Consider the following 26,393-nt stretch of genomic DNA (forward strand, 5'->3'; position numbering starts at 1 on the left):
GCCGGTCATGCCCTCGATGCGCAGCGTGGACGATCAGCTGGCGATGGTGCTCGACGCCGCGCCGGTGCCGGAGCCGATTCGTGTCGGCATCACCGACGCCCTCGGCCTCATGTGCGCCGAGGAGGTCGCCGCGTCCAACCCGCTGCCCGGCTTCCCGCAGGCCGCCGTGGACGGCTACGCGGTACGGGCCGTCGACGTGGGCGGGGGAGTCGCGCTTGGTGCGGATGAGCAGCGCGCCGGGGAGCGCTCCCTGCCCGTCGTCGGCGAGGTGCCGGCCGGCTCGCAAAAGCCGCTGCGCCTCCAGCCTCGGCAGGCGGTCCGGGTCGCCACCGGCGCGCCGCTTCCGACGCTGGCCGACGCGGTCTTGCCCCTCCACTGGAGCGACCGCGGCCGGGGGAGAATGGTCCCGCAGCGCCCGGTGAAGAGCGGGGATTTCGTGCGCAAGGTCGGAGACGACATCCAGCCCGGCGACATCGCGGTGCGCCAGGGCTTCGTGTTGGGCCCCGCCCAGATTGGGCTGTTGGCCGCGGCGGGGCGCGACAAGGTGCTCGTCTACCCGCGCCCGCGCGTGACCGTGATGTCCTACGGCCTCGAGCTCGTCGACATCGAGCGCGACCCCGGCTTGGGCCAGGTCTTCGACGTGTGCTCCTACGCGGTGGCCGCGGCGGCGAAGGAGGCCGGGGCGGCGGTCACGCGCGCGGGCATCATCAACGCGGAGCCGCGCGGGTTGAAGGAGACGATAAGCCACCAGGCGTCGAGAAGCGAAATGCTCGTCATCACGGGCGCGGTCGGCGGCAGCGGCTGCGAGCCCGTCCAGGAAGCGCTGCGTGAGCTCGGGGATATTGACACCACGCGGGTGGCCATGCACCCCGGCTCCGTGCAGGGCTTCGGGCTGCTCGGGGATGCCCGCGTGCCGGTCTTCCTCCTGCCGTCGAACCCCGCCAGCGCGCTCGTCATCGTCGAGACATTCCTCCGGCCCGCGATCAGGCAGTCGCTGGGCAAGGCAGTGCCAACGCGCCGCAGCGTCAAGGCGCGCTGCCTCGGCCCCGTCGAATCGCTGCCCGGGCGACTCGGGCTGGTGCGCGGCCGCCTCATGCGCGACGCCGAGACCGGGGACTACCTCGTCCAGGCCTTAAGCGGGGCCGGCGGCGCGCCCGAGCACCTGCTGGCGGGCTTCGCCGAGGCCAACGCACTGATCAAGATCCCGGAAGAGACCACCGCGGTGCGCCCCGGAGACGTCGTCGACGTCGAGTTTCTGCAGCAGGGCTAGGCCGTGCGCGAGATCTTCGCCTTCCTCGCGCCCCGCCCGGCGCCGCGCCACCCCGGGTGGCCCGTGGCCACGCGCGAGGTCACGCTTAGCGACGCCTCCTCGCTGCGCCTGCGCCCGCTGCGCAGCGCGGATGGTCCACAGTGGTGCCGCATGCGCCGCGCCGACGAGGCGTGGCTGCGCCCCGTCGAACCGACAGTGCCGGGCACCTGGGCGGAGGCGCATTCGCGCACGGCGTGGCGCAGCACGTGGGCGAGCCTGCGCGCGCTCGCCGAAGACGGGGTGGTCGTCCCGCTCGCCATCGAGCTCGACGGGTGCTTCGCCGGGCAGGTCACGCTGGGAAACATCCAGCACGGCGCGGTGCGCGAGTGCTGGATCGGTTACTGGGTCTACTCCGGCTACATGGGCCGCGGCGTGGCCACCGCCGCGTGCGCGCTCGGCACCGACCTCGCGTTCGAAGCCGTCGGGATGCACCGCGTCACCGCGACCTACCTGCCCTCCAACCCGGCCTCGGGCCGGGTGTTGCTGGCCAACGGCTACCGCCACGAGGGGTTCTTGCGGCACAACCTCCACATCGACGGGCGGTGGCAGGACCACCACTTCGTGGCGCAAAACTGCGACGATTATCGCGCCGGGGCCGTCGATAGGCTTGTCAACGCCGGGAAGATCTCCCGGCGTGCCTGAGCCCGGGGCGGGCCGCGCCCCGATACCCTTTGGTCTACCGGTTTTATCTGCCTCGTCTATAGACCAGAAAGGTGGCCACCCCGCATGGGCAGCCTCAGCCTCATTATCGTGCTGATCATCGTCGTCTGGGTGATCGTGCTCGCGCCGATCGTCATGGGCAACAACAAGCCGATCCGGCACTCCGGCGACGGGTTCGATGCCACCCGCGTGCTCCACAGCGGCGCGGAGCCGGTCGCGCAGCGCCGGCGCCCGAAGCTCACCCCGGCTGATGTGCACCGCCACTCCGGCGATGAGGAGGGCTTTAAGGAGGTCGAGGCCGTGGAAGTGGAGCGCGCCGTGGAGCCGCGCGAGGAGACCGCCCCCGCAGCCGGGGGTTCGACCGCGGTGAGCGTGCTCGATGGGGAGGTCGTCGAGGAGGCCGGCGGCTCGACCGCGCTGAGCGTGCTGCGGGAGGACGAGCACGAGGGCGAGCCCGCGGAGCCAGCCGAGCCCTACGCCATCGATGAGTCCTACGGCTCTCCCGAGGACTTTGGTTTCGAGGTCTCTCAGGGCACCGCAGGCACCGAGGCTAACGCGGTGGCTACCGAGGACGCCGAAGCCACTGTCGATACTGTGGATACAGTAGAGGCTGTAGATACACGAGATACAGCAGATGCAGCGAATACAGCAGATACAGCGGACGCGGCCGCCGAGGAGCACGACGCCCACGACGAGCTGACGGAAGAAGACGTCGCCTTTGCCAAGAACCGCCTCGGCCGCGGCGGCTGGGACCCGGAGCGCGAGCGCGCGGCGCGGCAGGACAGGTTCCGCCGCCGCCAGCGCACGCTCCTCGGGCTCATCGTCGCCGACGTCGTGGCCTTCGTCGCCGCCTTCGTCGCGGGCGGCTGGGTGTGGGTCGCCCCCGCCGTCACCATCGCGCTGACGGTGTGGTTCATGGCCGCGCTGCGCTCCGTGGTGCGCGCCGAGCGCGCCCTGCACGCCCGCCGCGTGCGCCAGCTGCGCCGCTCCCGCCTCGGCGTCGCCTCCGCGGGGGCGGGCGCCCAGCGCCGCCGCCCCGGCGCCGTCATCGTCGAGCTCGACGACGACAGCCCGGACTTCGCGCAGCTCGGATACCACCGCGAGGCCCCGGTGAGCTACGGCTACGCCAGCTAGGCCCATACCCCCGAACAGCCGCGGCGCCACGAGCCCACCAGGTGGGTATCGATCACCCCGGTCGACTCCATCAGCGCGTACATCGTCACCGGCCCGACGAAGCTAAAGCCGCGCTTTTTCAGCTCCGCGGCGAGGCGCTTGGACTCAGGCGACGAGGTGGGGACATCCTCCATCGTGAGCGGCGCCGGGGTCGTATCCGGCTTAAAACCCCAGACGAACTCGCCTAGGTGCGTGCCCTCCGCGCGTAGGGCCACGGTGGCGCGGGCGTTTTTTACCACGGCGTTAAGCTTCGCGCGGTTGCGGATCAACGAGGCGTCCCCAAGCAAATGCTCCGTCGACCCCATACCTGCGACGCTGTCCGGGTCGAATCCATAGAACGCACCGCGCAGGGCGTCGCGCTTGGCCAGCACGACCCGCCACGACAGGCCGACCTGGAACCCCTCCAGGCACACCCGCTCGAACATGCCGCGCTCATCGCGCACGGGCATGCCCCATTCGGTGTCGTAGTAGGCGCGCAGCAGCGGATCGCTCGCGGCCCAGGGCGGGCGGGCGCGTCCGTCGTCGCACACAATCGGTCCGGAATCTTTCAGTGCCATACCTTATTGGACTGTAGTTCACGCCCGCAGGTTCCGGGGGTAGTCTAAGTCGCATGAACAGGCCCGCGGTCCGAGACTTCGCCCTCCTGACGCTCCGCGTGTGCCTCGGCGCCGTCTTCGTCGCGCGGGGGTACCGCAGCTGGTTCGACACCGGCATTGGCCTAACCGGCAGGCAGTTCGCCGCCTGGGGGGTCCCGCAGCCGCGCATCAGCGCCGCGCTCGCCTCCTCCGTCGAGCTCATCGGGGGCTCGCTGCTCATCATCGGGCTGCTCTCCACGCTGGTGGCGGGCGTGCTCGCGCTGCTCGTCGCCGCGGCGGCCTACTTCGTCCACCTCGACAGCGGCTTCTTCGCGGAGGCGGGCGGGGTGGAATACCCGCTGGTTCTCGCGGTGAGCCTCATCACCGTCGTCGTTTTCGGGGCCGGGCGGGCGAGCATGGATGGGGTCTTGACCCGTGCTTAGCCACGAGGAGGTCCGCGCCGCGCTCTCCGCCCGCGTGGACGGGGAAGAGACTGGGATTGATGATGCCGTGGTAGACGCGCACGTCGCGCAGTGCCCGCAGTGCCGCGCCTTCTACCGCGAGGCCGCCGCGCTCGCCCGCAGCTTCGACGTCCCGGAGCGCGGCCTGGTCCCCCCGGAGGACCTCTCCGCGGCCATCCTCGCCGGGGTGGAGGACGGGTGGCGAGCCTTCGCGCAGCGCCGCTTCGTCTTCCTTACCCTGGGGCGGGTCGCGCTGGCCGCGTGCGCGCTGCTGTGGGTGGTCTGGGGCATCGCGCTTATCGACGACCCCGGCGCCGCCTCCGTCCGCTTCGGCGTGGCCTGTGCTTTGGTCTTCGCGGCCTACCGCCCGGCGCAGATCCCCGGGATCGCCCTGGTGGTGGGCACGATGTTCACCTTCACGGTGGGGTTTGTGGTGCGCGACGCGGTGCTCGGGGTGGCACCGGTCTCCACCGCCTACGTCGCCGTCCTCGTGCCCACTCTCCTCGCGCTGCTGGGCACGCTGGCCGTGGACCGCGGGGCGAGTCTGACGCGCGCGTGGCGCTTGCTCGGAGCGGAGCCTAGCGCCAGCTAGGCAGCCACATGATCGAGTTGTAGTAGGAATCGGGGATGCGCACGCCGTAGAGGATCGGGCCGAAGTAGACAAACATGGCGATGACGAGCGCGAGGTAGCCGATGACGGCGAGCTGCCCGCTCGTGATGGGGTATCCCGCCACGCGCCGGACCAGCGGGCTGCGCACCGGGGCGCCGAGGGAGGCGAGGGAGCCGAGCGCGGTGGCGATGAGCACGATGGAAAACGGCACGAGCGCGGTGGCGTAGAAGAAATACATCTGCCGGTCGAAGGCGGCGAGCCAGGGGAGGAAGCCCGCGCCGAAGGCGATGACCGGCACGATGACGCGGAAGTCGCGCCGGGTGAGCCAGACCCACCCGGCCCACAGCAGCACGGGCACGGTCAGCCACCAGATCGCTGGGGTACCGAAGAGGAAGATCATCTCCCGGCAGGTGCGCTGCCCGCACTCGATGTCGGTGGCGGAGTAGTAGAGGATCGGCCGGGCGCCCGCCAGCCACGCCCACGGCTTCGAATCCCAGGGATGGCTGTGCCCGCTTGACGACGTCAGCGAGGCGTGGAACTCCGCCACCGAGAGGTGGTAGTAGAGCCAGCTCGCGACGGTATCTGGCAGGGCGCCGAGCCACGGCCAATCGGATCCAGCGATGGTGCCGTCTGTCGCGGCGTGGCGGTAGACGGAGGTTTCGGAGGCAAACCAGGCGCGCCAGGACCACACGTAGATGAGTGCGGGCACGGCGACGAGGGAGGCGAGGGCGGAGGGGACGTCGCGAAGCAGGGTGCCCACAACGGGCCTGCGCGCGCCGTAGCGGCGGCGCAGCCACAGGTCCCAGAACGAGGAGAGTAGGCCGAAAAAGGCGATGTAGTACAGGCCCGACCACTTCACGCTCAGCGCCAAGCCGAGCAGCACCCCGGTGGCGAAGCGCCACCAGCGAAACCCCTGCCGCGGCCCAAGCTCTCCGGTGATCGCCGCGCGGCGCATCCGCTGGTGGACCTCGCGCATGTCGCCCGCCAGCGTCCAGGCGGCCGCGACGACAAAGAGCACCTGGAAGATGTCGAGCATGCCGAACTTCGAGCTGACGAGTAAAACACCATCGAAGACCGCAATGAGCCCGGCGAGAAACGCCAGCGTGGTCGACTGGGTGAGCCGGCGGCACAAAAGCCAGGTGAAGACCACTACGCCCGCCCCGCACAGCGCCGGCATCACCCGCCAACCCAGCGGGGTGTAGCCGAAGAGCGCCTCGCCGATGGCGAGCAGCTGCTTGCCCAGCGGCGGGTGGACCACGAGCCCGTAGCCCGGGTTGGATTCGATCCCGCCGAGGATCGGGTTGATGTGGGAGCGCACCATGTCCCAGGCTTGCGGGACGTAGTGCTTCTCGTCGAAGACGGGGGTGCCACCGGCCGTGGGCTGGGTCAGGCCGATTGCGCGGGTAAACAGCGCCAGCGCCGCGATGATGGCCAGTGAGGCCGTATCCCGCCTCGTCCACGGCGCGGTCGCGGGGATGCGGGTGGGCGCTAGGGCCCGTGCTGGTTTCGGGGCTGGTGCGGTGGCCGGTCTCACCCCGGGGATATTACCCTTGGTGCGCATGAGTGAGTACGACAAATCCGCCCCTGCTGCGGGCATCGTGCTCGCGGCGACGCCGCTGGGCAACATTGGCGACGCCTCGCCGCGGCTCGCCCGGGCCCTCGCGGAGGCAGCCGTCGTCGCCGCGGAGGACACACGCCGTACCCGCCAACTCGCCGCGGCTCTTGGCGTCGACATCGGCGGGAGATTGGTCTCCAACTTCGACCACAACGAGGACGGTCGCGTCGCCGAACTCTTAGACGCCGCGCGGGAGTCGATGGTTCTCGTGGTTACGGACGCGGGCATGCCACTCGTCTCCGACCCCGGTCACTCGATTGTCGCCGCCGCGCATGACGCCGCCATCCCCGTCACGTGTATCCCTGGCCCTTCGGCGGTGACCACTGCCTTGGCGCTCTCCGGACTGGGGGTGGGCCAGTTCATCTTCGACGGGTTTGCCCCGCGGAAGCAGGGCGCGCGCCGGGCGTGGCTGGAAACGCTCGTCGATGAGCGCCGCGCGGTGTGCTTCTTCGAGTCCCCGCACCGCATCGCGGCCACGCTTGGCGACGCCGCAGCCGTGCTCGGTACCGCGCGCCGCGCAGCGGTGTGCCGCGAGCTGACCAAGACCTACGAGGAGGTCAAGCGGGCGGGTCTCGGGGAACTCGCGGAGTGGGCGGCCGAGGGGCTGCGCGGGGAGATCACCGTGGTCATCGAGGGGGCAGCGCCGCGCGCGGCGGATCCCGCCTCGCTAGTCAGCGCCGTGCTCGAACGCGTGGCGGGCGGCGAGCGGCTCAAGGATGTGGTCAAAGAGGTCGCCCACGGCGCCGGGGTGAAAGCGGGCGAGCTCTACGACGCCACGCTGGCTGCCCGCGGCTCCGGTTAACATTGGGGTGACTTTAGGGTAGCCTGCTTCTCGTCGATTATTTGGATTTCCTGATATATCGTTGGAAGGAGAATGAGGGATGACCCACCAGGACACCCCCGATGCCGCGTCGCCATCGGCAACGAGCGAGCTCGCGGCCCTCATCGAGGCCGATAGCCACGGCGTCGAGTTCGTCGCGCAGCCGGGCCAGGGCCCGGCCGAGTCCGCGGCGGAGGACGAAAACGCCCCGATCAACTTCGGCATCGTCGCCCCCATCGTTGTCATCGTCGCCGCCGTGGTCGCGTGGGGCCTCGCCGGCACGGAGAGCTTCGCCGCCTTCGCCAACACCTCCTTCGGATGGGTGATCGACAATGTCGGCTGGGCTTTCGTCCTCTTCGGCACAGTCTTCGTCGGCTTCATCCTCACCGTCGCGCTGAGCAACTTCGGCTCCATCCGCCTCGGCGGCGACGATGAGCAGCCCGAGTTTTCGACGACCTCGTGGATCGCGATGATGTTCGCCGCGGGCATGGGCATTGGCCTGATGTTCTATGGCGCCTCGGAGCCGCTGAGCATGTACCGTGATGGCGTGCCAGGCCAGCCCGAGCACCAGGTGGGAACGGCCATGGCGCAGACAATGTTCCACTGGACGCTCCACCCCTGGGCCGTCTACGCCATCATCGGTCTCGCGATCGCGTACTCTACCTTCCGGCTTGGCCGCAAGCAGCTCGTATCCAGTGCGTTTACCCCGCTCATCGGGCGAAAGGCCGCCGATGGCGTGATCGGCCAGATCATCGATAGCCTCGCCATCTTCGCCACGATCTTCGGCACCGCCTGCTCGCTCGGCCTCGGCGCACTGCAGATCACATCCGGGCTCACTGCCTCCGGTTTTGTCGAAACCCCGTCGACCCGGCTGACCGTTGGTATCGTCGCCGTACTCACCCTCGCCTTCCTCCTCTCGGCGATGTCTGGGGTGGGCCGCGGCATCCAGTGGCTGTCGAACTTCAACTTGTTTGTCGCAGCGGTCCTGGCCATCTTCGTCTTCGTCGTCGGCCCGACCGTCAACATCTTGAACATGCTGCCGACGGCAGTGGGCTCCTACGTCGACCAGTTTTTCCTCATGGCCGGGCGCACCGCGGAGAGTGCCGATGGCGAGGCGGGGGAGTTCCTCTCTAGCTGGACCATCTTCTACTGGGCCTGGTGGATCTCCTGGTCGCCGTTCGTGGGCATGTTCCTGGCCCGCATCTCTCGCGGGCGCACGATCCGCGAGTTCTGTCTCGGCGTGCTCCTCGTGCCCTCGGTACTCTCGACGATCTGGTTTGCCATCTTCGGCGGCTACGCGATCAAGCTCGAGCAGGACGGCAACTCCATCTACGGCTCGGGCGCGGCCGAGGAGCAGCTCTTTAGCCTCCTGCACACCCTGCCCGGCGGGTTTTTCATCGGTATCTTTGCCGTGGTGCTGCTGGCTACCTTCTTTATTACCTCGGCCGATTCGGCCTCGACCGTGATGGCCTCGATGGCACAAAACGGCAAGTCGGACGCGAAGCCGTGGCTCGCCGCGGTCTTCGGGCTCGGCACCGCCGTAGTCGGTCTGACGCTGCTTATCAGCGGCGGTTCCGATGCGCTCAACGCGCTGCAGTCGGTGACCATTGTCGCCGCTACTCCCTTCCTGTTCATCCTCATCGCTCTCATGGTCGCGATTGTCAAGGACATCTCCAATGACACGATCTACCTGGACAAGAAGGAGCAGGAGCGCTTCGCCCGCCAGCTCGCGGTCGAGCGCCGAGTCAACCGTGAGCGGCAGGAGAGGGAAAACCGCAAGCGCAACCGAATGGTCAAGGCACGCCGTTAGTAAACTTGGGCCTATGACTTCTTCCGGTTCCGCGAAAAACGTCCTCGTCTGCGTCGCCTGGCCGTACGCCAACGGGCCGCGCCACATCGGCCACGTCGCCGGCTTCGGCGTTCCCTCGGACGTTTTCGCCCGCTACCAGCGCATGGCGGGCAACAACGTGCTCATGGTCTCCGGTACCGACGAGCACGGCACGCCGCTGCTCGTCCAGGCCGACAAGGAGGGCGTGAGCGTCAAGGAGCTCGCGGACCGCTACAACGCGCAAATCGTCGAGGACCTAGCCGGGCTCGGCTTGTCCTACAACCTGTTTACCCGCACGACCACCCGCAACCACTACGCGGTGGTCCAAGAGCTGTTTAAGGGCCTCTACGCCAACGGCTACATGGTTAAAGAGACCACCAGTGGCGCGATTTCCCCTTCGACCGGGCGTACCCTGCCGGACCGCTACATCGAGGGCACCTGCCCCATCTGCGGCGCAGCGGACGCGCGCGGAGACCAGTGCGACACCTGCGGCAACCAGCTCGACCCGGCAGACCTTATCAACCCGGTGTCCAAGATCAACGGCGAGACCCCGAAGTTCGTCGAGACCGAGCACTTCATGCTCGACCTGCCCGCGCTTCACGACGCCTTGAAGGCCTGGCTGGAAACCCGCGAGGACTGGCGCCCCAATGTGTTGAAGTTCTCCCTCAACCTGCTCGAGGATATGCGCCCGCGCGCCATGACCCGCGACATCGACTGGGGCATCCCGATCCCCGTCGAGGGCTGGCAGGACAACCCGTCGAAGAAGCTCTACGTGTGGTTCGACGCCGTCGTAGGCTACCTCTCCGCCTCGATCGAGTGGGCGGCCCGCTCCGGCGACCCGGAGGCGTGGAAGGCGTTCTGGCAGGACCCCGCCACGGAGGGCTACTACTTCATGGGCAAGGACAACATCACCTTCCACTCCCAGATCTGGCCCGGCGAGCTGCTCGGTTACGCGGGCAAGGGTGCCAGGGGTGGGCAGCTCCACGAGCTCGGGGAGCTCAACTTGCCCACCGAGGTTGTCTCCTCGGAGTTCCTCACCATGTCGGGCTCGAAGTTTTCCTCGTCGAAGGGCGTGGTGATCTACGTGAAGGATTTCCTGCGCGAGTTCGGCCCCGATCCGCTGCGCTACTTCATCGCCGTGGCCGGCCCGGAGAACAACGACACGGACTTCACCTGGGACGAGTTCGTCCGCCGCGTCAACAACGAGCTGGCTAACGGCTGGGGCAACCTGGTCAACCGCACGGTCTCGATGGCGCACAAGAACTTCGGGGAGGTGCCCGCGCCGGGCACGCTGGAGGAATCCGACCAGCGCATCCTCGATCTCGCGGAGCGCACGTTTGACGAGGCGGGCGCGGACCTGGGCAAGGCCCGTTTTAAGGCCGCGATCACGAAAGTGATGCACGTCGTTGGTGAGGCGAACGCCTACATCGCGGAAAACGAGCCCTGGAAGCTGGCGAAGGACCCGGGCCAGCGCGAACGCCTCGCCACCGTGCTCTGGACCGCGCTGCAGGTCGTCTCGGACTGCAACGCCCTACTCACCCCGTTTATCCCGCACACCGCCCAGAAGGTCCACGAGACGCTCGGGCGCGAGGGCGTGTGGGCGGCGGCCCCGCGCGTCGAAGAGGTCGCCGACGACATCGCGGTCGATCTCGTCGGCGTCGGCCTGCCCGCCGAGGGACAGAGCTACCCGACGATCACCGGAGACTACGCCGCGCAGAAGGCGGTATGGGGCCGGGTGGATATCACCCCCGGCACGGCGCTGGCGAAACCCCAGCCGCTCATTGCCAAGCTGGATCCCGAGCTGGGTGTCACCGGCCCGGACTGGGCGCCCGTGCAGTAGCGGGCAGCTAGCTCAGCGCGATGTAGAGGTCGGTCACGGGAGCTTCCTCGCCGCCGGGCATGGTGACGTATTCTTCGAAGGTCAGTCCCGCGAAGCTGTGACCAGCAGTAAGCGCATCGCGGGAGAAGGACTCCCATCTCGCCCCCAGCTCCTCGTACGGCGCGGTGACCCTGTGCGTGAGCACATCCATGGAGTCGAAGGCGCGCAGCGTGACCCGCTCGTCGCCGATGTCGCCGACGAGCGGGGAGATGACAGCGAGGTCTCCGGCGGGCACGACGAAACCCGCGGCGAGATCGAAGACCTCGCCCGGCGGGGAGAAGTAATACGCCCGCGCTGCGAGTGGGCTCGCGCCGACGGAGCCTAAAAACTCGCCGAGCATGGGGTAGTAGCGGTCGAAGAAGTCGCGCATGGCCTCGGGTGCTACCTGGTCAGATGCGACGAGGGCGTGGTGGGGTGCAAGGGTGAGTGCCTCCATGCCCGCCTAGGATACGGAAATCACCATTTCGGTCATGCATGTCTTTGCGCCTCTAGGAGGAAAAACCCATGTCAAGCCCAATAACACCGTATGCAGACCCGTGGGCGGCAACGATTGTCTCCGCGCTCGATCGCCACTACCCGTGGAACTCGGCGCACTCTGCGAGTGACCCGCAGGATTGCGACGTCACCCCGCACCGGCTGCACCCGTCTTTCCACGGCTGCCTGGACTGGCATTCGTCGGTGCACATGCAATACTCCGCCGTCGTGTTGCTCGGCGAGGGCGTGGGCGACGGGCTTGCGGGAGAGCTCGCGCAGCGACTCGACGCCCGCCTTCAGCCCGCGCACACCCAGGTCGAGGCCGAGTACGTGCGCGCCCGCCGCAGCTACGAGCGACCCTACGGGTGGGCGTGGGCAACGCAGCTTGCCGCCGCCTGCGCGCGCTCGTCACACCCCGGCGCGCCCCGGTGGGCAGAGGCGATGGCGCCTTTAAGCGAGGTCGTCTTCGACAACCTCCTGGAGTGGCTGCCCACGCTTGCCTACCCGGTGCGCACCGGGGTCCACGACAACACGGCGTTTTCCCTCTCGCTGCTGCTGGATTCCGCCCGGGAGCTGGGCCGGGAAGACGTGTGCGAGGCGATCGTCGACCACGCGATGCGCTGGTTTGGCGCCGATCGCGACTACCCGGTGGTCTACGAGCCGAGCGGGAACGACTTCCTCTCTGCTGCGCTGTGTGAGGCGAGCCTCATGCGCCGCGTCATGGACCCGGGCGCGTTTGGCGCCTGGCTGGGGAGGTTTCTCCCGCGGCTCGGCGAGGCCGACGACCCGCTGCTGGCGACCCCCACTGTGCTCGACCGGACGGATGGGAAATCGGTCCACCTCTTCGGCCTGGCTCTCTCGCGCGCCTGGCACCTGCGGGAGCTGGCGGGATGGCTCGACGAGCCGGCCGCGCGGCGCGCCGAGGCGGCGGCGCGCGACAACCTCGCGGCCGTGGCCGAGGAGATCGTCAGCGGCGATTTCATGTCCACCCACTGGTTGGTGACCTTCGCGCTGCGCGCTTTGCTGGCTAGAGAAACTGGGTGATAAACGCCCGCAGCCGCCCCGGCTCCTCGTCGTCGAAGCGGAGGTCGACGACGACGATGGGGGCGGTGTATTTCTCTTCCTCGCTGCCTTCGCCCCGGGCGACGACGAGGTCGGTGCCGTAGTCGTCGCTCAGCAAGCGCCAGGCGAAGTTGTGATCGCGCACGAGGGCGTCGCCAAGCGCAGTGCCGAAGATGCGGGCGGTCTCGCCGCGCGGGTAGGAGCGCTTGCGCTCCGCGTCGAGCGAGAGGAACTCCGTGACCACGGATTCGAAGGATTCGACGATGTCGTCGATACCACCGGAGATGCCGCGGGTGGAGGCGGCGGCGAGGTCGGCGTCGATCTGCGCCCGCGTGGCGGCGTCAATGTCGCTAAATGTTTCAGATGCCATAGGCTCTACTTTATGAGCAAAAAGCCGCGACCGATCCCCACTCCCGCGCGCACGATCGCCGGGCTTGTCGACGCCCACACGCACCTCGCCTCCATCGGCGACGACTCCGGCGCCCTCGTCGAGCGGGCGCTGGCCGCAGGGGTCGAGCGCATGTGTACCGTCGGCGACGGCCTCGAGGAGGCGGAGCTGGCGCTCGCGGCGGCGCGCGCCCACGAGCGGGTCTTCGCCGCCTGCGCGATCCACCCGACACGGGCCGGGGAGCTCGACGACGCCGCCCGGGCGCGGCTTGTGGAGATGGCCGCCGATGAGCGCTGCGTGGCTATCGGGGAGACAGGCATCGACACCTACTGGATTGCGCACGACCCGGACTCCACGGCCCCGCTCGACGTGCAGGAGCAGGCCTTCCGTTTCCACATTCAGCTGGCGGTGGATTCGGACAAGGCGCTGATGATCCACAACCGCGAGGGCGACGCAGAGATGATGCGCATCTTGGCGGAGATGCCGCGCCCGCGCGAGGTGATGCTGCACTGCTTTTCCTCGCCGGTCGATGTCGCCCGGGAGGCGATCGAGCGCGGCTACGTGCTCTCGTTTGCCGGCAACGTCACCTTCAAGCGCAACGATCACCTGCGCGAGGCAGCCGCGCTCGCACCGGCGGGCCAGCTGCTCATCGAGACGGATGCGCCGTACATGACCCCGGAGCCTTACCGCGGCTCGCGCAACGAGCCCGCGCTGATCGGGCACACGGCGCTGGCGGTGGCCGCCGCGCGCGGGATGGGCGTGGATGAGCTTGCCCGCGAGGTGGGGGAGACCTTCTCACGCGTGTTTGCCGTGTGACTGCTGGTAAAGGCGTGGTTCGCGGCTTGTCAAGACGGGTTTGTTACCGTATTGTTACATCGACTATTAGATGAGAAATCCAGACGTTAGGGAATTCATGGCTGCACAGCGCATCAACTCGACCACCACCGCCACACGCCGCGTCCTCGCCGGCAGCGTCGCGGGGGCGGTCCTCGTCGGCGGCGCCACCACCGCCATGGCCGCCCAGAAGGACGTCACCGTCGACATCAACGGCGAGGCGAAGTCCGTGAGCACCTACTCCGGAGACGTCGAAGGTGCGCTCAAGGCGGCCGGCGTGACCGTCGGCGGCGCCGACCTCGTCTACCCGGCCCCCTCTTCGGCGCTCAACCCGGGCGATACCATTACCGTGCGCACGGCAAAGCCGGTCGCTCTCGTCATTGACGGGGCGCAGCGCGAGCTCACCTCCACGGCCGCGACGGTGGCCGACCTCATGGCCGAGGCCGGGATCACCCCCGCGGCTACGCTCAACGCCCACCCGGACGAGCAGGTCACCGACGGGATGACGCTGGACGTGACCACCCCGAAGATCGTCTCTATCCGCGACGCCGGGCGCGTCGTCTACACGTCCGAGGCGGCGAAGACCGTCGGCGACCTGCTCGCCGCCCGCGGAATCACCTTCGATAGCAACGACCGACTCAACGTCGCGCTCGACGCGCCGGTGACGCCGAACATGAGCATCGTCCTTGACCGCGTTGACGTGGCGGAGCGCACCGAGACCGCCGCGTTTGACGCCCCGGCGCACTACGTCGACGATGCCTCCCTGCCCGCCGGCGCCGAAGAGGTCCGCGAGCCGGGCAAGCCGGGAGAGCGGCGGCTGGTGCACCGCACGGTGACGGTCAACGGCGCGGTCGAATCCACCGGTGTCGTCGAGGACATCCAGACCCGCCCGGCGGCACCGGCCGTCATCGCGCGAGGCACGAAGGCTGCCGCGCCCGCGTCTGCCGCGGCGCCTGCGGTCGCCGGCGGCTCGGTGTGGGACGCGATCGCGCAGTGCGAGTCCGGCGGGAACTGGGCCATCAACACCGGCAACGGCTACCAGGGCGGGTTGCAGTTCAACGCCTCGACCTGGGCAGCTTACGGCGGCACCCAGTACGCCCCCACCGCGGATCTGGCCACCCGCGAGCAGCAGATCGCGATCGCGGAGAAGACCCAGGCCGCCCAGGGGTGGGGCGCGTGGCCGGCGTGCACCGCCAAGCTGGGCCTGCGCTAGAGGTGGAGCCCTCCCGCCTGCTCGGCCCCGTTGAGGTGCGCGAGCTCGCCGCCGAGCTCGGCGTGGCGCCGACGAAGAAGCTGGGGCAGAACTTCGTCCACGACCCCAACACGGTGCGCCGCATTGTCGCCGCGGCCGATCTTGCGCCGGACGATGTCGTCGTCGAGGTCGGCCCCGGGCTTGGCTCGTTGACCCTCGCGCTGGTCGATTCCGTCGCAGCCGTGGCCGCGCTGGAGATCGACCCGCGCCTCGCCGGCCGCCTCGGGCGCACCGTGGAGCAGCGCGCTTCATGCTATGCCGAGCGCCTCGAGGTGGTCTGTGTCGATGCGCTGCGGGTCGGCCGCGCAGACCTCGCGTCAACGCCCACGGCGCTCGTGGCCAACCTGCCGTACAACGTCTCGGTGCCGGTGCTCCTGCACCTGCTCGAGGAGTTCCCGACGATCCGACGGGTGCTGGTCATGGTGCAAAAGGAGGTCGCCGACAGGCTCGCCGCGCAGCCCGGCTCGAAGGTCTACGGGGTGCCCAGCGTCAAGGCGTCGTTCTACGGCCGCGTCAGCCGCGCCGGGACCGTCGGCAAAAACGTGTTCTGGCCCGCGCCGAATGTCGAGAGCGGGCTCGTGCGCATCGACGTCTCCCCGGGCGCCGAGAGGAGCCTGCGCGAGCGCACGTTCGCGCTTGTCGACGCCGCCTTCGCGCAGCGCCGCAAGACCCTGCGCTCCACTCTAGCCCCCCTCTACGGCACCGCGGCCGCGGCCGAGGAAGCCTGCCGCGCGGCCGGGATCGACCCAGGGCTGCGCGGGGAAAAGCTCGCGGTGGGCGACTTCCTCCGCCTTGCCAGGCAGGAGCAGCGATGACGGTAGACTACACGGCCTCCGCACCCGGCAAGGTCAACCTCCACCTCGGCGTCGGTGAGGCCCGCCCGGACGGATACCACGAGCTCTCCACGGTGTTCCAGGCGGTGGACCGGCGCGAGGTCGTCGTGCTCGCGGCGCACCCGGAGCGGCCCGCCGTGGCGTCGGGAAGCGTCGTGGCGCGGTTGGAGACGACCTTCCGCGTCACCCGGCCCACCGAGGACATCGACACCCCGCGAAACCTCGCTTGGCGCGCCGTCGACGCCGCGGTCGAGGCCTACCGGCGCCTCGCCCCCGCGCCTGCCCCGCTGCCCCCGGTCGACCTCGCGGTGGACAAGAGCGTCTTCGTCGCCGGCGGTATGGCGGGGGGATCGGCCGATGCCGCGGCGGCGCTCGTTGCCGCGGCCGCCTACGTCGAGGACTTCACCGGCTTCCGCCTCGACGATACGGCCTTGCTGCGAGAAGCCGCCGCGCTCGGCGCGGACGTTCCGTTCTGCCTCCAGGGCGGCACGGCGCTCGGCTCCGGCCGCGGCGACGAGCTCTGCGAGATGATGTCGCGCGGCGAGTATTGGTGGGTGTTTATCAACCCCATGGTCGCACTGCCGACGGGCGAGACCTTCGCGTGCCTTGACGACATGCGCCACGGGGACGCCTCGCTGGTTCCTCACATGGGCACAACCCGGCTCGCGCAGGCGCTGGTGACGGGGGATCCTCGGCGGGTTGCGGCGGCGCTGCACAACGACTTGGAACCCGCCGCCGTGGCGCTGCGCCCCCAACTGCGCCGCCTGCTCGACGTCGCGGGCTCGCGCGGCCTCAAGGCGATCGTCTCCGGCTCCGGGCCGACCGTCGCGCTTTTGTGCGAGGACGCGCTCAGCGCGATCAATACCCGCGACGAGATCTACGACCAGTACGACGAGTTCGAGGCCGTCTTTGCCAAAGGCCCAGTTGAGGGCGCTGTCGTGCAGTGATGTCGCGGCCGGGGCTTAAGGTGTCTCTCCATGAGATCACGCAGTTTCATCCCCTCCCGCGCAGACCTTTTGGCGCCGGAGTTCGTCACCGTCGATTTCGAAACCGCCAACCGGCGCGGCGGGCCGTCGGCGTGCCAGATTGCGCTGGTCAAGGTGGCGGGGGATGAGATTGTGGAGACCCTGGTGAGCTACCTCCGCCCTCCGGAGGAGCACATGTCCTTTGAGTTCACACACATCCACGGCATCCGGGCAGAAGACGTCGCGGACGCGCCCTACTTCTTCGACATTGCCGATGACGTCGCTGGTTTCGTCGACGGGCTTCCCGTCTGGGCGCACAACGCGGCCTTCGACGCGGCCGTGTGGCGGGGCCTGGACGACTACTACTGCACCGGGACCGTGCCGGAGAGGTTCTACTGCACCTACCGCACCGCCCGGCGGGCCATCCCCGGCCTGCCCAACTACAAGCTGCCGACCGTGACCGCGGTGTGCGCCCCGAGCTTCGAGCTCGTGCACCACGCGGCGGATTCCGATGCGATAGCCTGCGCTCACATCGTGCGCTACCTGCGGTTAAGATAGCCCGGTCATGGTAAACCTCATCAACCTGGAAAGCGTGACCAAGTCTTGGGGGTTAAAAACCCTGCTCAACGGGGTCTCGCTCGGCGTTCAAAGCGGTCAGCGCATCGGCATCGTCGGCGTCAACGGCGGCGGCAAGACAACCTTGCTCGAGGTGCTCACGGGCATCGAGCCGCCCGATAGCGGGCGCGTGTCCCACAACTCTGGGCTGCGCATGGCCGTGGTCACCCAGCGTTTCGATCTCGACGCAGCCCTCACCATCGGCCAGGCCGTCGTCGAGCCGCTTGGGGTGGAGACCTACCAGTGGGCCTCCAACGCGAAGGTCCGCGAGGTGCTCCAGGGCACGGGCGTAGCCGAGCTGGGGCTCGACACCCCCGTCGGGAGCCTCTCGGGAGGGGAGCGCCGCCGGGTCAACCTCGCCGCCGCGCTCGTGCAAGACTTGGACCTCGTCGTCCTCGACGAGCCGACGAACCACCTCGACGTCGAGGGCGTCCAGTGGCTCGCCGAGCACCTGCTGGCCCGCAAGGTCGCGGTCGTCGTGGTCACGCACGACCGTTGGTTCCTCGATACGGTGGCGACGCTGACGTGGGAGGTCCACGACGGCACCGTCGACGTCTACGAGGGCGGCTACAACGACTGGACCTTCGCCCGGGCAGAGCGCGCCCGCCAGGCCGAGGCGATCGAGCAGCGGCGGGCCAACCTCGCGCGCAAGGAGCTGGCCTGGTTGCGCCGCGGAGCGCCCGCGCGCACCTCCAAGCCGCGCTACCGCATCGAGGCCGCCGAGGCGCTTATCGCCGACGTGCCCGCCCCGCGCGATAGCGTCGAGCTCATGGCGTTTGCCCGCCAGCGCCAGGGCAAGGTCGTCATCGAGCTGGAGGACGCGCGCATCGACGCCCCCGACGGCCGCGTGCTCGTCGACCACCTCACGTGGCGCCTCGCGCCGGGCGAGCGCATCGGCCTCGTCGGCGTCAACGGCTCCGGCAAGACGACCCTGCTGCGCGCGCTGGCGGGGCAGTACCCGCTCGCGGCGGGTCGGCGCGTCGAGGGGCAGACCACCCGGCTCGGCTGGCTGCGCCAAGAACTCGACGACCTCGACGCCTCCCGCCGTCTCATCGACGCCGTGGAGGACGTCGCCAGCTACGTCCACCTGGGCGCCAAGGAGCTGACGGCCGCCCAGCTCGCCGAGCGCCTCGGGTTTAGCCCGCAGCGCCAGCGCACCCCGGTCGGCGACCTCTCGGGAGGGGAGCGCCGCCGCCTCCAGCTCACCCGCGTGCTCATGGCGGAGCCGAACGTGCTGCTTCTCGACGAACCGACGAACGACCTCGATATCGACACCCTCCAGGAGCTCGAAGACCTCCTCGACAGCTGGCCGGGCACCCTCGTCGTCATCTCCCACGACCGCTACCTCATCGAGCGGGTCGCCGATAACACCTACGCCCTCTTCGGCGACGGCGCCCTCACCCACCTCCCCGGCGGGATTGAGCAGTACCTCGCGCGCCGGGCGGAGGAGGCCACCGGGGCCGGCCCGCTCGATCTCGGGGAGAAAAGGGGCGTCGACAAGCGAGGCTCCATGTCCTCCCAGGAGGAACGGGAGCTGCGCAAGCAGATGAACGCGCTCGAGCGCAAGATAGCCAAGCTCACCGACCAGATCGACGATGCCGAGGGCGAGATTACCGCCATGTCCGCCGCGGGGGAGCCCGATTTCGTGTCAATAGGGGAAGCATCGGCGGCGCTGAGCGATATGCGCGAGGCGCGCGACTCCCTCGAGCTGGAGTGGCTCGAGCTGGGGGAGAAGCTCGAGGGATAAACCCGGGCTCACACTAGCGAGCGCGCCTGCCCTAGTATTCCTGGGGTACTTCAGCGTCCCTTACGTCAACGATAGAAAGGGTGGTCCAATGGCCGCTCCCTCCACAAAGAACCCCAGCGCGGGCATTGGGCCGATGCTCGGTGCCGTGTTCCTCATGGCTACATCGTCAATCGGCCCCGGCTTTTTGACCCAGACGTCGGTGTTTACCGTGCAGCTGGGCGCGGCTTTTGCCTTCGCGATCGTCCTGTCCATCCTCGTCGACATCGCCATCCAGCTCAACGTCTGGCGCGTCCTCGGCATCTCAGGGCTGCGCGCCAACGAGCTCGGCAACGCCATCCTTCCCGGCCTCGGCTGGTTCATGGCAGCGCTCGTGTTCGTCGGCGGCCTCGTGTTCAACATCGGAAACATTGCAGGCACGGGCCTCGGCATCAACGCGATGCTAGGCATCGACCCGAAGATTGGCGGCGCGGTCTCCGCCGCGATCGCCGTCTTCGTCTTCCTCTCCAAGCGCGCGGGCATTGCGCTCGACCGAATCGTCATCGCGCTCGGCGCGATCATGATCTTGCTCATGCTCTACGTCGCCGTGGTCTCCCAACCCCCGGTCGGAGAGGCGTTGCGGCAGGCCGTGCTTCCGGAAAAGGTCGACTTCCTCGTCATCACCACCCTGATCGGCGGAACCGTGGGAGGCTACATCACCTTCGCCGGGGTCCACCGCCTCATCGACTCGGGCAACACCGGGGTGGATAACCTCGCGCAGATCACGCGTTCCTCGGTGCTCGGCATCGCTGTCATCGGGGTGATGCGCGTGCTGCTCTTCCTCGCCGTCCTCGGCGTGGTGGCAACCGGCGTCACGCTGTCCAAAGACAACACGGCGGCCGACGCGTTCTTCCACGCCGCAGGGGAGTTCGGGCTGCGCTCCTTCGGCCTCGTTCTGTGGGCGGCGGGGCTATCGTCGGTCATCGGCGCGTCGTACACCTCGATTACTTTCGTGACCACGCAACGCACCGACCCGAAGGTGCGCAACTGGCTCACCGTCGCCTTCATCACGGTCTGCGCGCTCGCCTACCTGGTCCTCGGCACAGCCCCGCAAACCCTGCTCATCTTTGCTGGCGCCTTCAACGGGCTTATCCTGCCGATCGGTTTCGCCGTGGTCCTGTGGGCCGCGTGGCGCCGCGGCGACTTGCTCGCCGGTTACTCATACCCCAAGTGGCTGCTCGCCATCGGCGCGGTCATGCTCCTGGTCACGGTGTTCATGGGCTACCGCTCCCTCGCCGGGCTCGCAGCCTTGTGGGCTTAGCTAATCGTCGCGATCGTGGCGTTCGCCGCGACGCGCTCGCCCTCCGCGGCGCTCAGCGTGATGTGGCCGCCGCGCGGCGCAACGATGGTGGACTCCATTTTCATGGCCTCAACCGTTGCCACAGGGTCGCCTTGCTCCACGGTATCTCCGCTAGCCACGAGCCACTCGACGAGGGTCGCTTCAAAGCGCGAAGTCACCGCGCCTTCTCCGCCGCTCTCCGCACCGCTGCCGCCCCGCTGCGGCGCTGTGCTCGTGGATGTGTTTGCTGAGGTCCCCGCGGCGGTGAACAAGGCGGTGGGGACGCCGACGACGTGGAGGCGGCCGTCGAGCTCGATGACGACACGCGTGCGCTCGTCGTAGATGTGCTCGATGTCGGCGACGTCGCGCGCGGCTGAAGGCGAATAGTTCTGGTCCACCCAGTCGGTGTAGACCCCGAGGCGCTCGCCGGTGAGCTCCGCGGAGTCGATCATGTCCCGGTGGAAAGGCAAGACGGTACGCACGCCGTCGATGCGGAACTCCTCTAACGCCCGCCGCGCGCGACGGATCGCCGTGGCGCGATCGGGGCCCCACACGATGAGCTTCGCCATGAGCGAGTCGTAGTAGGCAGGGATGGTCGATCCCGTGCGCACGCCCGCGTCGACGCGGATCCCGGGGCCGGTGGGGACGTCGAAAAGCGTGACCGTGCCGGGGCAGGGGGCGAAGCCGTTGGAGACATCTTCGGCGTTGATGCGAAACTCGAACGCGTGGCCGCGCGGCTCGGGGTGCGTGCCGGCGAAGGAAAGCGGCAGACCCGCGGCGATCCGGAACTGCTCGGCGATGATATCGATTCCGGTGACGGCCTCCGTGACGGGGTGTTCCACCTGAACGCGGGTATTGACCTCAAGGAATGACACCGTGCCGTCTTCGGAGACGATGTATTCGACCGTCCCGGCGGAGACGTAGCCGGCGGCGGCGCAGATATCCCGCGCCCCATCCTCGATCGCGCGGCGCTGCTCGTCGGTGAGGAAGGGGGCGGGAGCTTCCTCGATGAGTTTTTGGAACCGCCGCTGGGTGGAGCAGTCGCGGGTGCCCAGCACCGCGACGTTGCCGTGGGTATCGGCGAGGATCTGGCATTCCACGTGGCGCGGGTGGGTGAGGAACTTCTCCACGTAGCATTCCCCGCGGCCGAACGCCTCGCGGGCCTCGCGGCCGGCGGAGTTGAATCCCTCTTCGATGTCGGCCTCCTCGGTGACGACCTTGAGGCCGCGCCCGCCGCCACCGAACGCCGCTTTGATCGCGATGGGCATGCCGTGCTCCCGGGCGAAGTCGCGCGCCTGCTCCCAGTGGGAGAGGGGATCCGGGGTGCCGGGCGCGAGAGGGGCGCCGACCTCGACGGCGACCCGGCGTGCGGCGAGCTTGTCGCCGAGCAGCTCGATGGATTCGGGGGTCGGGCCGATCCACGTCAAACCGGCGTCCTGCACCGCGCGGGCGAAATCGGCGTTTTCGGAGAGGAACCCGTAGCCGGGGTGCACGCAGTCGGCGCCGGCGCGGGCCGCCACCGCGAGCAGGGCGGGGATGTTCATGTACGTCTCCGCCGAGGTCTTTCCCGGCAGGCGGTATGCCTCGTCGGCGACGAGGGTGTGCAGCGCACCGGTATCGGGCTCGGAGTAGACCGCGATGGAGCGGATCCCGGCGTCGCGGGCGGCGCGGGCGATGCGTACGGCGATCTCTCCGCGGTTAGCAATGAGTACAGCGTTGAAAGTCACGGGTGGGGAAGTCCTTCTAGCGGTTGTAGAGCTCGAAGCGGAGCGTGGCGCCCGCCGGGAGCTGGGCGATGATGTCTAGGTCTTCGTCGATGACGGTGGCGATGACGGGGTAGCCCCCGGTTACGGCGTGGTCGCGCAGGAACACGACCGGCTGGCCGCTCGGCGGGACCTGCACGGATCCTGCAACCATACCCTCCGAGGGAAGCTCGTCATTGCGGGTGCGCTCGAGCGGGTGCTCCGCGCGCAGGCGCAGGCCGACCCGGTTGGACTCGGCCGTCACGGTGTAGGGGGTGGCCAAGAAGCGCTCGAAGGTCGCGGGCGAGAACCAGTCGTCGCGGGGGCCGGGCACGCAGCGCACGGTGCCCGCGGTTATACCGCCCTCGTGCCTCACGCGCAGCGGGTTGCTCGCCGTCGCGGAGGTGGAGAAGGGCGGGGCCGTCAGGGCGACGCTGAGGGTATCGCCGGCGGCAATCGGTCGCGGCCCGAGCCCGGAGAGGACGTCTGTGGACGCCGATCCGAGCTCTGTGTTCGCGATGAACCCTCCGCGCACCGCGATGTAGGAGCGCATGCCTGCGCTGGGGGCCGAGACGCTCAGCCGCGCGCCGGCGGGGACGATCAGTGGCGCCGCGAGGGGCACTAAGCGGTCGTCGATAAGGACATCGGCGGGCGCGCCGGTGACGCTCACGACCGTTTCTGCGCGCGCGGTCAGGGCGCACCCGCCGACGTTTTCTAGCACCGCTGCCCCCCGCGCGTTGCCCACGGCAGCATTCGCGGTGCGCGCGGAGGCGCGGTCGGCGGAGCCGGAGGTGGTCACGCCGAGGTTTCCGTGTCCCGGCCGGCCGAGGTCCTGAAAGACGGTGAGCAGGCCGGGGTCCTCGACGCGAAAGACCGGCCGGTGCGGGGGCAGCTCGCGGCGCCGCGGGCTCTCAGAGCGGGGCTCGGGCAGCGTGTCGACGGCCCGGTAGCGCACCCGGTCCCCGGGGGCGACCAGGGCGGGCGGGGACGCCGCGGAGTCCCACATAGCCGTGCGGGTTGTGCCCACCAGCTGCCACCCGCCCGGGGAGGTGCGGGGGTAGACGGCGGAGAACTGCCCCGCAACGGCGACGGCGCCTGCGGGCACCTCGGTGCGCGGGGTGGGAAGCCGCGGGATGTCCAGGCCGCGGCCATGCTCCGGGACGCAGTAGGAAAATCCCGGCGCGAATCCGCCGAACGCGGCGACCCACGTCGTCGAGGTGTGCCACTCAATGAGCTCAGCGCGCGACGTGCCCAGGGAGGCGGCTAGGGAGTCGAGGTCGGCGCCGTCGTAGAGCACGTCGATCTCGATGGTGCGCGGGGCGCGCCGCTGCGCCCGGGCGGGGGAGAACTCGCGCAGCTCGGTGGCCGCGGCCGCTGCGGCGCGCGGGGATGCGAAGGTGAGAAGCACCGTGCGGGCGGCGGCGATGACGTCGCTCTGCTCGTCGAGCGGCGCCGCGCTCAGCGCGGCGTGCCAGTCCATCACGGCTTCGAGGTCGGGCAGGTCGACGATGAGCGCGCGCGAACCGACAGGTGTGATTGCCTCGGCGCGCGTCACAGCGCGCTCCGGATCTCGATGCCCTCGCGCCCGAGCCGCTCGACGACGCTCCGGGTGAGCTCGACCGCGCCAGGGGAGTCACCGTGGACGCAGACCGATTCGGCGCGCACCTCGAGGGTCGATCCGTCGATCGCGGTGACGGAGCCGGTGGCCGCGACCTGGGCTACGCGTTCGGCGACGGCGCCGGGGTCGGTGATGACCGCCCCGGGGGCGCGGCGGGACACCAGAGTCCCGTCCGGGTTGTAGCCGCGGTCGGCGAAGGCCTCGCGGATCACCCGCAGGCCCGCGGCCTCGGCAATGTCGACGGCTACTCCGCCCGGCAGCAGCATGAGCGCGAGGTCGCGGCTGAATGCCTTGACGCCGTCGACGACGGCGCGGGCGTGCTCGGCGTGGTGCGCGATGGTGTTGTAGAGCGCGCCGTGCGGCTTGACGTAGCGCACCGTGAGCCCCTGGGCGCTGGCGAGCGCGTCGAGGGCGCCGATTTGGTAGAGGGTTTCGTCGGCGAGTTCGGCCGGGTCGTAGTCCACGAAGCGGCGGCCGAAGCCGGCGGGGTCGTGGTAGGCGATGTGGGCGCCGATAGTGACCGCGCGGGACTTCGCCTCCGCCAGCGTGGCCGCGATGGAGTGTGGGTCTCCCGCGTGGAACCCGGTGGCGACGTTGGCGCTGGAGACCATCGTTAGCATGGAGGCGTCGTCAGCCACGGGGTTTCCTGCTGTGGTCTCGCCGAGATCGGCGTTGAGGTCGATGGTGGTGCTCACGGGCTTCTGCGTTCCGCCTTCCTCTGGGTTGGAATTGGTGTTCACTTATTTATACCGCTGGGGCGTAGTGTGGAAGACATGATTCTCATCAACGTTAAGTTCCAGCCCCTGCCCGAGCACGTTGAGAACTTCCGCGAGCTCGTCGCCGACTTCACCGACGGCTCGCGCGCCGAGGAGGGCAACCTGTTCTTCGACTGGTACCGCAGCGAGGAGGACCCGAACGAGTACCTCCTCGTCGAGGCCTACGTGGACGGCGCGGCGAAGGCGCACGTGACGTCCCCGCACTTCCGTGCGGCGCAGGAATACCTGCCGAAGCTACTCACAAAGACCCCGCAGGTCATTAACCACCAGATCGATGGCAAGACGGAGTGGGACGAGCTCGTGGAGTTTCGGGTTGAGCAAAGCCGATAAGCGCGGAAAGAACGACAAGCCCGCGAAGCTGTCGAAGAAGGCCTACGAGGCCGAGCTGCTGCGGCTCCAGGGCGAGCTGGTGGCCATGCAGCACTGGGTGGTCTCCACCGGTGCCCGCCTCGTCATTGTCATGGAGGGCCGCGACGCGGCGGGGAAGGGCTCCGCGATCAAGCGGATTACCCAGTACCTCAACCCGCGCACGTGCCGGATCGAGGCGCTGCCGAAGCCGACGGAGCGCGAGCGCGGCCAGTGGTACTTCCAGCGCTACGTCGAGCGCCTGCCCTCGGCGGGCGAGATCGTCATCTTTGATCGCTCGTGGTACAACCGCGCAGGTGTGGAGCGGGTGATGGGCTTTTGTACGTCGCAGGAGTACCGCCGCTTCCTTCACCAGGCGCCGATCTTCGAGCGCCTCTTGGTCGAAGACGGCATCATGCTGCGCAAGTACTGGTTCTCCGTCTCCGACGAGGAGCAATACGCGCGCTTCGTGGCCCGCCGCGAGGACCCGCTGCGCCGGTGGAAGCTCTCCCCGATGGACCTTGAATCCATCACGAAGTGGGAGGATTATTCGCGGGCGAAGGACGAGATGTTCATCCACACCGACATCCCGTCCGCGCCGTGGTACACCGTGGAGTCCGATGATAAGAAGCGCTCGCGCATCAACGTGATCTCCCACTTGCTCTCCACGATTCCCTACGAGCACATCAAGATCGACTTGCCGGAGATCCCGCAGCGCCTCGAGTCAGGTTCCTATACCCGCCCGCCGCGCGGGGAGTTCCGCTACGTGCCCGACGTCGCTGCCGCGCTCGAGAAGGGCGCGAAAGCTTAGCGACGCCCCCGCGGTCGCGACACCGTGGCTTCGCCCGGGATCCAAAACCGCAGCGGGGCCGCGGCGTTTTTCGTAATCCCGACCCTCGGGCCGGCGACCCATTCGGGGGCGGAGTCGGGCGCGGTGATGCGCACAGGCGCCCCGTTGTCCGTCAGAGAGAGCCCGAGCGATTTGCCGAGGTTTCCGGGCCCGCGGGCGAGGTTGGCAAAGGGGGTCTCCCCGCGCCGGGCGGCGGCGATTTCGACGCCGCCGACGACTTCGCCTGCGCGCAGGAGGCAGCCCTGCCCGGTGCCCTCGGGTGCGCAGACGATGTTGCCGTTGTGGTGGATGCCGTAGGAGAGGTAGACGTAGAGCCTGCCGGGCGGGCCGAACATGGCGGCGTTGCGCGCCGTCTTGCCGTTGAAGGTGTGGGAGGCCGGGTCGTTCTCGCCGAGGTAGGCCTCCACTTCCGTGAGCCGCAGGCGCACCCCGCCGTGCTCGATGACGCAGCCGAGCAGCTGCGGGGCGACGATGTCGGCGGGCTGGGTGAAGTCGATGATGGGTTGAGCCATTGCCCCTGAAGTATCGCACGTCGCGCCGAAGGGGTATAGCCGATCGCATGGTCGGCGCATGGATAGACTGGCATGGATAAACTGGATGCGTATGTGAAATACCCCCAACCGAGTAAGGACATCAGTGAGCGCTTA

Annotated in this window: 26 protein-coding genes; 18 read left to right on the forward strand and 8 right to left on the reverse strand. The window is 68.9% G+C overall.

The window, feature by feature from the left end:
- The first annotated feature begins 16 nt into the window (after window positions 1-16).
- The 3 genes from glp (at window position 17) to sepX (ending at window position 3,103) form a co-directional block, all read left to right on the forward strand.
- Entirely contained in the window at window positions 17-1,270 is a 1,254-nt protein-coding gene (glp, locus tag C3E79_RS03555; RefSeq protein ID WP_108405029.1) for a molybdotransferase-like divisome protein Glp, read from the forward strand.
- A 3-nt stretch (window positions 1,271-1,273) separates the two neighbouring features.
- On the forward strand, window positions 1,274-1,951 hold the full coding sequence (locus tag C3E79_RS03560; protein WP_235840639.1) for a GNAT family N-acetyltransferase: 678 nt from the start codon (window positions 1,274-1,276) through the stop codon (window positions 1,949-1,951).
- Window positions 1,952-2,035: 84 nt separating this feature from the next.
- A complete protein-coding gene (gene sepX / locus C3E79_RS03565) occupies window positions 2,036-3,103 on the forward strand; it encodes a divisome protein SepX/GlpR (RefSeq protein ID WP_108403664.1) in 1,068 nt (355 codons plus the stop codon).
- Here sepX and C3E79_RS03570 read toward each other — a convergent pair.
- Window positions 3,100-3,699 carry a DNA-3-methyladenine glycosylase I gene (locus C3E79_RS03570; RefSeq protein ID WP_108403665.1) on the reverse strand — a complete coding sequence of 200 codons (600 nt, stop codon included), beginning with the start codon at window positions 3,697-3,699 and terminating at the stop codon, window positions 3,100-3,102. The genes sepX and C3E79_RS03570 overlap by 4 nt on opposite strands.
- Before the next feature lie 53 nt (window positions 3,700-3,752).
- On the opposite strand from C3E79_RS03570, the gene C3E79_RS03575 reads away from it, so the two are divergent.
- Together C3E79_RS03575 and C3E79_RS03580 are read left to right on the forward strand one after the other, a co-directional pair.
- Window positions 3,753-4,160 carry a DoxX family protein gene (locus C3E79_RS03575; protein WP_108403666.1) on the forward strand — a complete coding sequence of 136 codons (408 nt, stop codon included), beginning with the start codon at window positions 3,753-3,755 and terminating at the stop codon, window positions 4,158-4,160.
- Window positions 4,153-4,770, forward strand: a complete 618-nt coding sequence (locus C3E79_RS03580) for a zf-HC2 domain-containing protein (RefSeq protein WP_108403667.1) — start codon at window positions 4,153-4,155, stop codon at window positions 4,768-4,770. The genes C3E79_RS03575 and C3E79_RS03580 overlap by 8 nt, the downstream gene beginning before the upstream one ends.
- Here the strand turns inward: C3E79_RS03580 and C3E79_RS03585 are convergent.
- Window positions 4,757-6,415 carry a dolichyl-phosphate-mannose--protein mannosyltransferase gene (locus tag C3E79_RS03585; protein WP_412778863.1) on the reverse strand — a complete coding sequence of 553 codons (1,659 nt, stop codon included), beginning with the start codon at window positions 6,413-6,415 and terminating at the stop codon, window positions 4,757-4,759. The two genes, C3E79_RS03580 and C3E79_RS03585, sit on opposite strands and share 14 nt — an antisense overlap.
- Here C3E79_RS03585 and rsmI point away from each other — a divergent pair.
- From rsmI to metG, 3 genes are all read left to right on the forward strand, one after another.
- Window positions 6,348-7,205, forward strand: coding sequence for a 16S rRNA (cytidine(1402)-2'-O)-methyltransferase (gene rsmI / locus C3E79_RS03590; RefSeq protein ID WP_108403669.1), 858 nt, complete (start codon window positions 6,348-6,350; stop codon window positions 7,203-7,205). The two genes, C3E79_RS03585 and rsmI, sit on opposite strands and share 68 nt — an antisense overlap.
- Before the next feature lie 79 nt (window positions 7,206-7,284).
- Entirely contained in the window at window positions 7,285-9,033 is a 1,749-nt protein-coding gene (locus C3E79_RS03595; RefSeq protein WP_108403670.1) for a BCCT family transporter, read from the forward strand.
- Between the two features lie 13 nt (window positions 9,034-9,046).
- Entirely contained in the window at window positions 9,047-10,891 is a 1,845-nt protein-coding gene (gene metG, locus C3E79_RS03600) for a methionine--tRNA ligase (protein WP_108403671.1), read from the forward strand.
- 7 nt (window positions 10,892-10,898) lie between these two features.
- Here metG and C3E79_RS03605 read toward each other — a convergent pair whose 3' ends face one another.
- Complete coding sequence (locus C3E79_RS03605; RefSeq protein WP_108403672.1) at window positions 10,899-11,366, reverse strand: GyrI-like domain-containing protein; 468 nt, start codon at window positions 11,364-11,366, stop codon at window positions 10,899-10,901.
- A gap of 68 nt (window positions 11,367-11,434) precedes the next feature.
- On the opposite strand from C3E79_RS03605, the gene C3E79_RS03610 reads away from it, so the two are divergent.
- Entirely contained in the window at window positions 11,435-12,448 is a 1,014-nt protein-coding gene (locus C3E79_RS03610; protein WP_108403673.1) for a DUF2891 family protein, read from the forward strand.
- Here C3E79_RS03610 and C3E79_RS03615 read toward each other — a convergent pair.
- Window positions 12,432-12,836, reverse strand: a complete 405-nt coding sequence (locus C3E79_RS03615) for a DUF3806 domain-containing protein (RefSeq protein ID WP_108403674.1) — start codon at window positions 12,834-12,836, stop codon at window positions 12,432-12,434. The genes C3E79_RS03610 and C3E79_RS03615 overlap by 17 nt on opposite strands.
- A 12-nt stretch (window positions 12,837-12,848) precedes the next feature.
- On the opposite strand from C3E79_RS03615, the gene C3E79_RS03620 reads away from it, so the two are divergent.
- The 7 genes from C3E79_RS03620 to C3E79_RS03650 all read left to right on the forward strand — a co-directional run bounded on the left by C3E79_RS03620 (window position 12,849) and on the right by C3E79_RS03650 (window position 20,397).
- Complete coding sequence (locus C3E79_RS03620) at window positions 12,849-13,670, forward strand: TatD family hydrolase (protein ID WP_108403675.1); 822 nt, start codon at window positions 12,849-12,851, stop codon at window positions 13,668-13,670.
- A gap of 97 nt (window positions 13,671-13,767) precedes the next feature.
- The gene (locus C3E79_RS03625) at window positions 13,768-14,901 is read left to right on the forward strand and encodes a resuscitation-promoting factor (protein WP_108403676.1); all 1,134 of its coding nucleotides are present in this window, start codon (window positions 13,768-13,770) and stop codon (window positions 14,899-14,901) included.
- Window positions 14,902-14,903: 2 nt separating this feature from the next.
- Window positions 14,904-15,755: a 16S rRNA (adenine(1518)-N(6)/adenine(1519)-N(6))-dimethyltransferase RsmA gene (gene rsmA / locus C3E79_RS03630; RefSeq protein ID WP_108405031.1), complete on the forward strand. Its 852-nt coding sequence runs from the start codon at window positions 14,904-14,906 to the stop codon at window positions 15,753-15,755.
- Complete coding sequence (locus C3E79_RS03635; RefSeq protein ID WP_108403677.1) at window positions 15,752-16,720, forward strand: 4-(cytidine 5'-diphospho)-2-C-methyl-D-erythritol kinase; 969 nt, start codon at window positions 15,752-15,754, stop codon at window positions 16,718-16,720. The genes rsmA and C3E79_RS03635 overlap by 4 nt, the downstream gene beginning before the upstream one ends.
- Window positions 16,721-16,750: 30 nt before the next feature.
- Window positions 16,751-17,296 (forward strand): exonuclease domain-containing protein, encoded by a 546-nt coding sequence (locus C3E79_RS03640; RefSeq protein ID WP_108403678.1) that lies wholly within the window; start codon window positions 16,751-16,753, stop codon window positions 17,294-17,296.
- 7 nt (window positions 17,297-17,303) lie between these two features.
- The gene (locus C3E79_RS03645) at window positions 17,304-19,100 is read left to right on the forward strand and encodes an ABC-F family ATP-binding cassette domain-containing protein (protein WP_108403679.1); all 1,797 of its coding nucleotides are present in this window, start codon (window positions 17,304-17,306) and stop codon (window positions 19,098-19,100) included.
- A gap of 88 nt (window positions 19,101-19,188) precedes the next feature.
- Complete coding sequence (locus tag C3E79_RS03650; RefSeq protein WP_108403680.1) at window positions 19,189-20,397, forward strand: NRAMP family divalent metal transporter; 1,209 nt, start codon at window positions 19,189-19,191, stop codon at window positions 20,395-20,397.
- On the opposite strand, the gene C3E79_RS03655 is transcribed toward C3E79_RS03650, so the two are convergent.
- From C3E79_RS03655 to C3E79_RS03665, 3 genes are read right to left on the reverse strand one after another with little or no spacing between them, the layout of a single operon-like run.
- On the reverse strand, window positions 20,394-22,142 hold the full coding sequence (locus C3E79_RS03655; protein ID WP_108403681.1) for an acetyl/propionyl/methylcrotonyl-CoA carboxylase subunit alpha: 1,749 nt from the start codon (window positions 22,140-22,142) through the stop codon (window positions 20,394-20,396). The genes C3E79_RS03650 and C3E79_RS03655 overlap by 4 nt on opposite strands.
- A gap of 16 nt (window positions 22,143-22,158) precedes the next feature.
- On the reverse strand, window positions 22,159-23,712 hold the full coding sequence (locus tag C3E79_RS03660) for a 5-oxoprolinase subunit B/C family protein (protein WP_235840638.1): 1,554 nt from the start codon (window positions 23,710-23,712) through the stop codon (window positions 22,159-22,161).
- Entirely contained in the window at window positions 23,709-24,470 is a 762-nt protein-coding gene (locus tag C3E79_RS03665; RefSeq protein WP_108403682.1) for a LamB/YcsF family protein, read from the reverse strand. The genes C3E79_RS03660 and C3E79_RS03665 overlap by 4 nt, the downstream gene beginning before the upstream one ends.
- Before the next feature lie 78 nt (window positions 24,471-24,548).
- Here C3E79_RS03665 and C3E79_RS03670 point away from each other — a divergent pair, with 78 nt between their 5' ends.
- Window positions 24,549-24,881: a putative quinol monooxygenase gene (locus C3E79_RS03670; RefSeq protein WP_108403683.1), complete on the forward strand. Its 333-nt coding sequence runs from the start codon at window positions 24,549-24,551 to the stop codon at window positions 24,879-24,881.
- Window positions 24,865-25,707 (forward strand): polyphosphate kinase 2, encoded by an 843-nt coding sequence (gene ppk2, locus C3E79_RS03675; RefSeq protein WP_108403684.1) that lies wholly within the window; start codon window positions 24,865-24,867, stop codon window positions 25,705-25,707. Before C3E79_RS03670 ends, ppk2 begins: the two co-directional genes overlap by 17 nt.
- On the opposite strand, the gene C3E79_RS03680 is transcribed toward ppk2, so the two are convergent.
- On the reverse strand, window positions 25,704-26,246 hold the full coding sequence (locus tag C3E79_RS03680) for a DNA-3-methyladenine glycosylase (RefSeq protein ID WP_108405033.1): 543 nt from the start codon (window positions 26,244-26,246) through the stop codon (window positions 25,704-25,706). The genes ppk2 and C3E79_RS03680 overlap by 4 nt on opposite strands.
- Window positions 26,247-26,393: the final 147 nt, after the last annotated feature.

It is taken from the genome of Corynebacterium liangguodongii, assembly GCF_003070865.1.
GTDB classification, from domain to species: Bacteria; Actinomycetota; Actinomycetes; order Mycobacteriales; family Mycobacteriaceae; genus Corynebacterium; species Corynebacterium liangguodongii.

Bases quoted from the DNA above. Each gene is read 5' to 3' on its own strand.
- glp (WP_108405029.1), top strand. From the start codon at position 17: ATGCGCAGCGTGGACGATCAGCTGGCGATGGTGCTCGACGCCGCGCCG.
- sepX (WP_108403664.1), top strand. From the start codon at position 2,036: ATGGGCAGCCTCAGCCTCATTATCGTGCTGATCATCGTCGTCTGGGTG.
- C3E79_RS03570 (WP_108403665.1), bottom strand. From the start codon at position 3,699: ATGGCACTGAAAGATTCCGGACCGATTGTGTGCGACGACGGACGCGCC.
- C3E79_RS03575 (WP_108403666.1), top strand. From the start codon at position 3,753: ATGAACAGGCCCGCGGTCCGAGACTTCGCCCTCCTGACGCTCCGCGTG.
- rsmI (WP_108403669.1), top strand. From the start codon at position 6,348: ATGAGTGAGTACGACAAATCCGCCCCTGCTGCGGGCATCGTGCTCGCG.
- C3E79_RS03585 (WP_412778863.1), bottom strand. From the start codon at position 6,415: ATGTTGCCCAGCGGCGTCGCCGCGAGCACGATGCCCGCAGCAGGGGCG.
- C3E79_RS03595 (WP_108403670.1), top strand. From the start codon at position 7,285: ATGACCCACCAGGACACCCCCGATGCCGCGTCGCCATCGGCAACGAGC.
- metG (WP_108403671.1), top strand. From the start codon at position 9,047: ATGACTTCTTCCGGTTCCGCGAAAAACGTCCTCGTCTGCGTCGCCTGG.
- C3E79_RS03605 (WP_108403672.1), bottom strand. From the start codon at position 11,366: ATGGAGGCACTCACCCTTGCACCCCACCACGCCCTCGTCGCATCTGAC.
- C3E79_RS03610 (WP_108403673.1), top strand. From the start codon at position 11,435: ATGTCAAGCCCAATAACACCGTATGCAGACCCGTGGGCGGCAACGATT.
- C3E79_RS03615 (WP_108403674.1), bottom strand. From the start codon at position 12,836: ATGGCATCTGAAACATTTAGCGACATTGACGCCGCCACGCGGGCGCAG.
- C3E79_RS03620 (WP_108403675.1), top strand. From the start codon at position 12,849: ATGAGCAAAAAGCCGCGACCGATCCCCACTCCCGCGCGCACGATCGCC.
- C3E79_RS03625 (WP_108403676.1), top strand. From the start codon at position 13,768: ATGGCTGCACAGCGCATCAACTCGACCACCACCGCCACACGCCGCGTC.
- C3E79_RS03635 (WP_108403677.1), top strand. From the start codon at position 15,752: ATGACGGTAGACTACACGGCCTCCGCACCCGGCAAGGTCAACCTCCAC.
- C3E79_RS03640 (WP_108403678.1), top strand. From the start codon at position 16,751: ATGAGATCACGCAGTTTCATCCCCTCCCGCGCAGACCTTTTGGCGCCG.
- C3E79_RS03645 (WP_108403679.1), top strand. From the start codon at position 17,304: ATGGTAAACCTCATCAACCTGGAAAGCGTGACCAAGTCTTGGGGGTTA.
- C3E79_RS03650 (WP_108403680.1), top strand. From the start codon at position 19,189: ATGGCCGCTCCCTCCACAAAGAACCCCAGCGCGGGCATTGGGCCGATG.
- C3E79_RS03670 (WP_108403683.1), top strand. From the start codon at position 24,549: ATGATTCTCATCAACGTTAAGTTCCAGCCCCTGCCCGAGCACGTTGAG.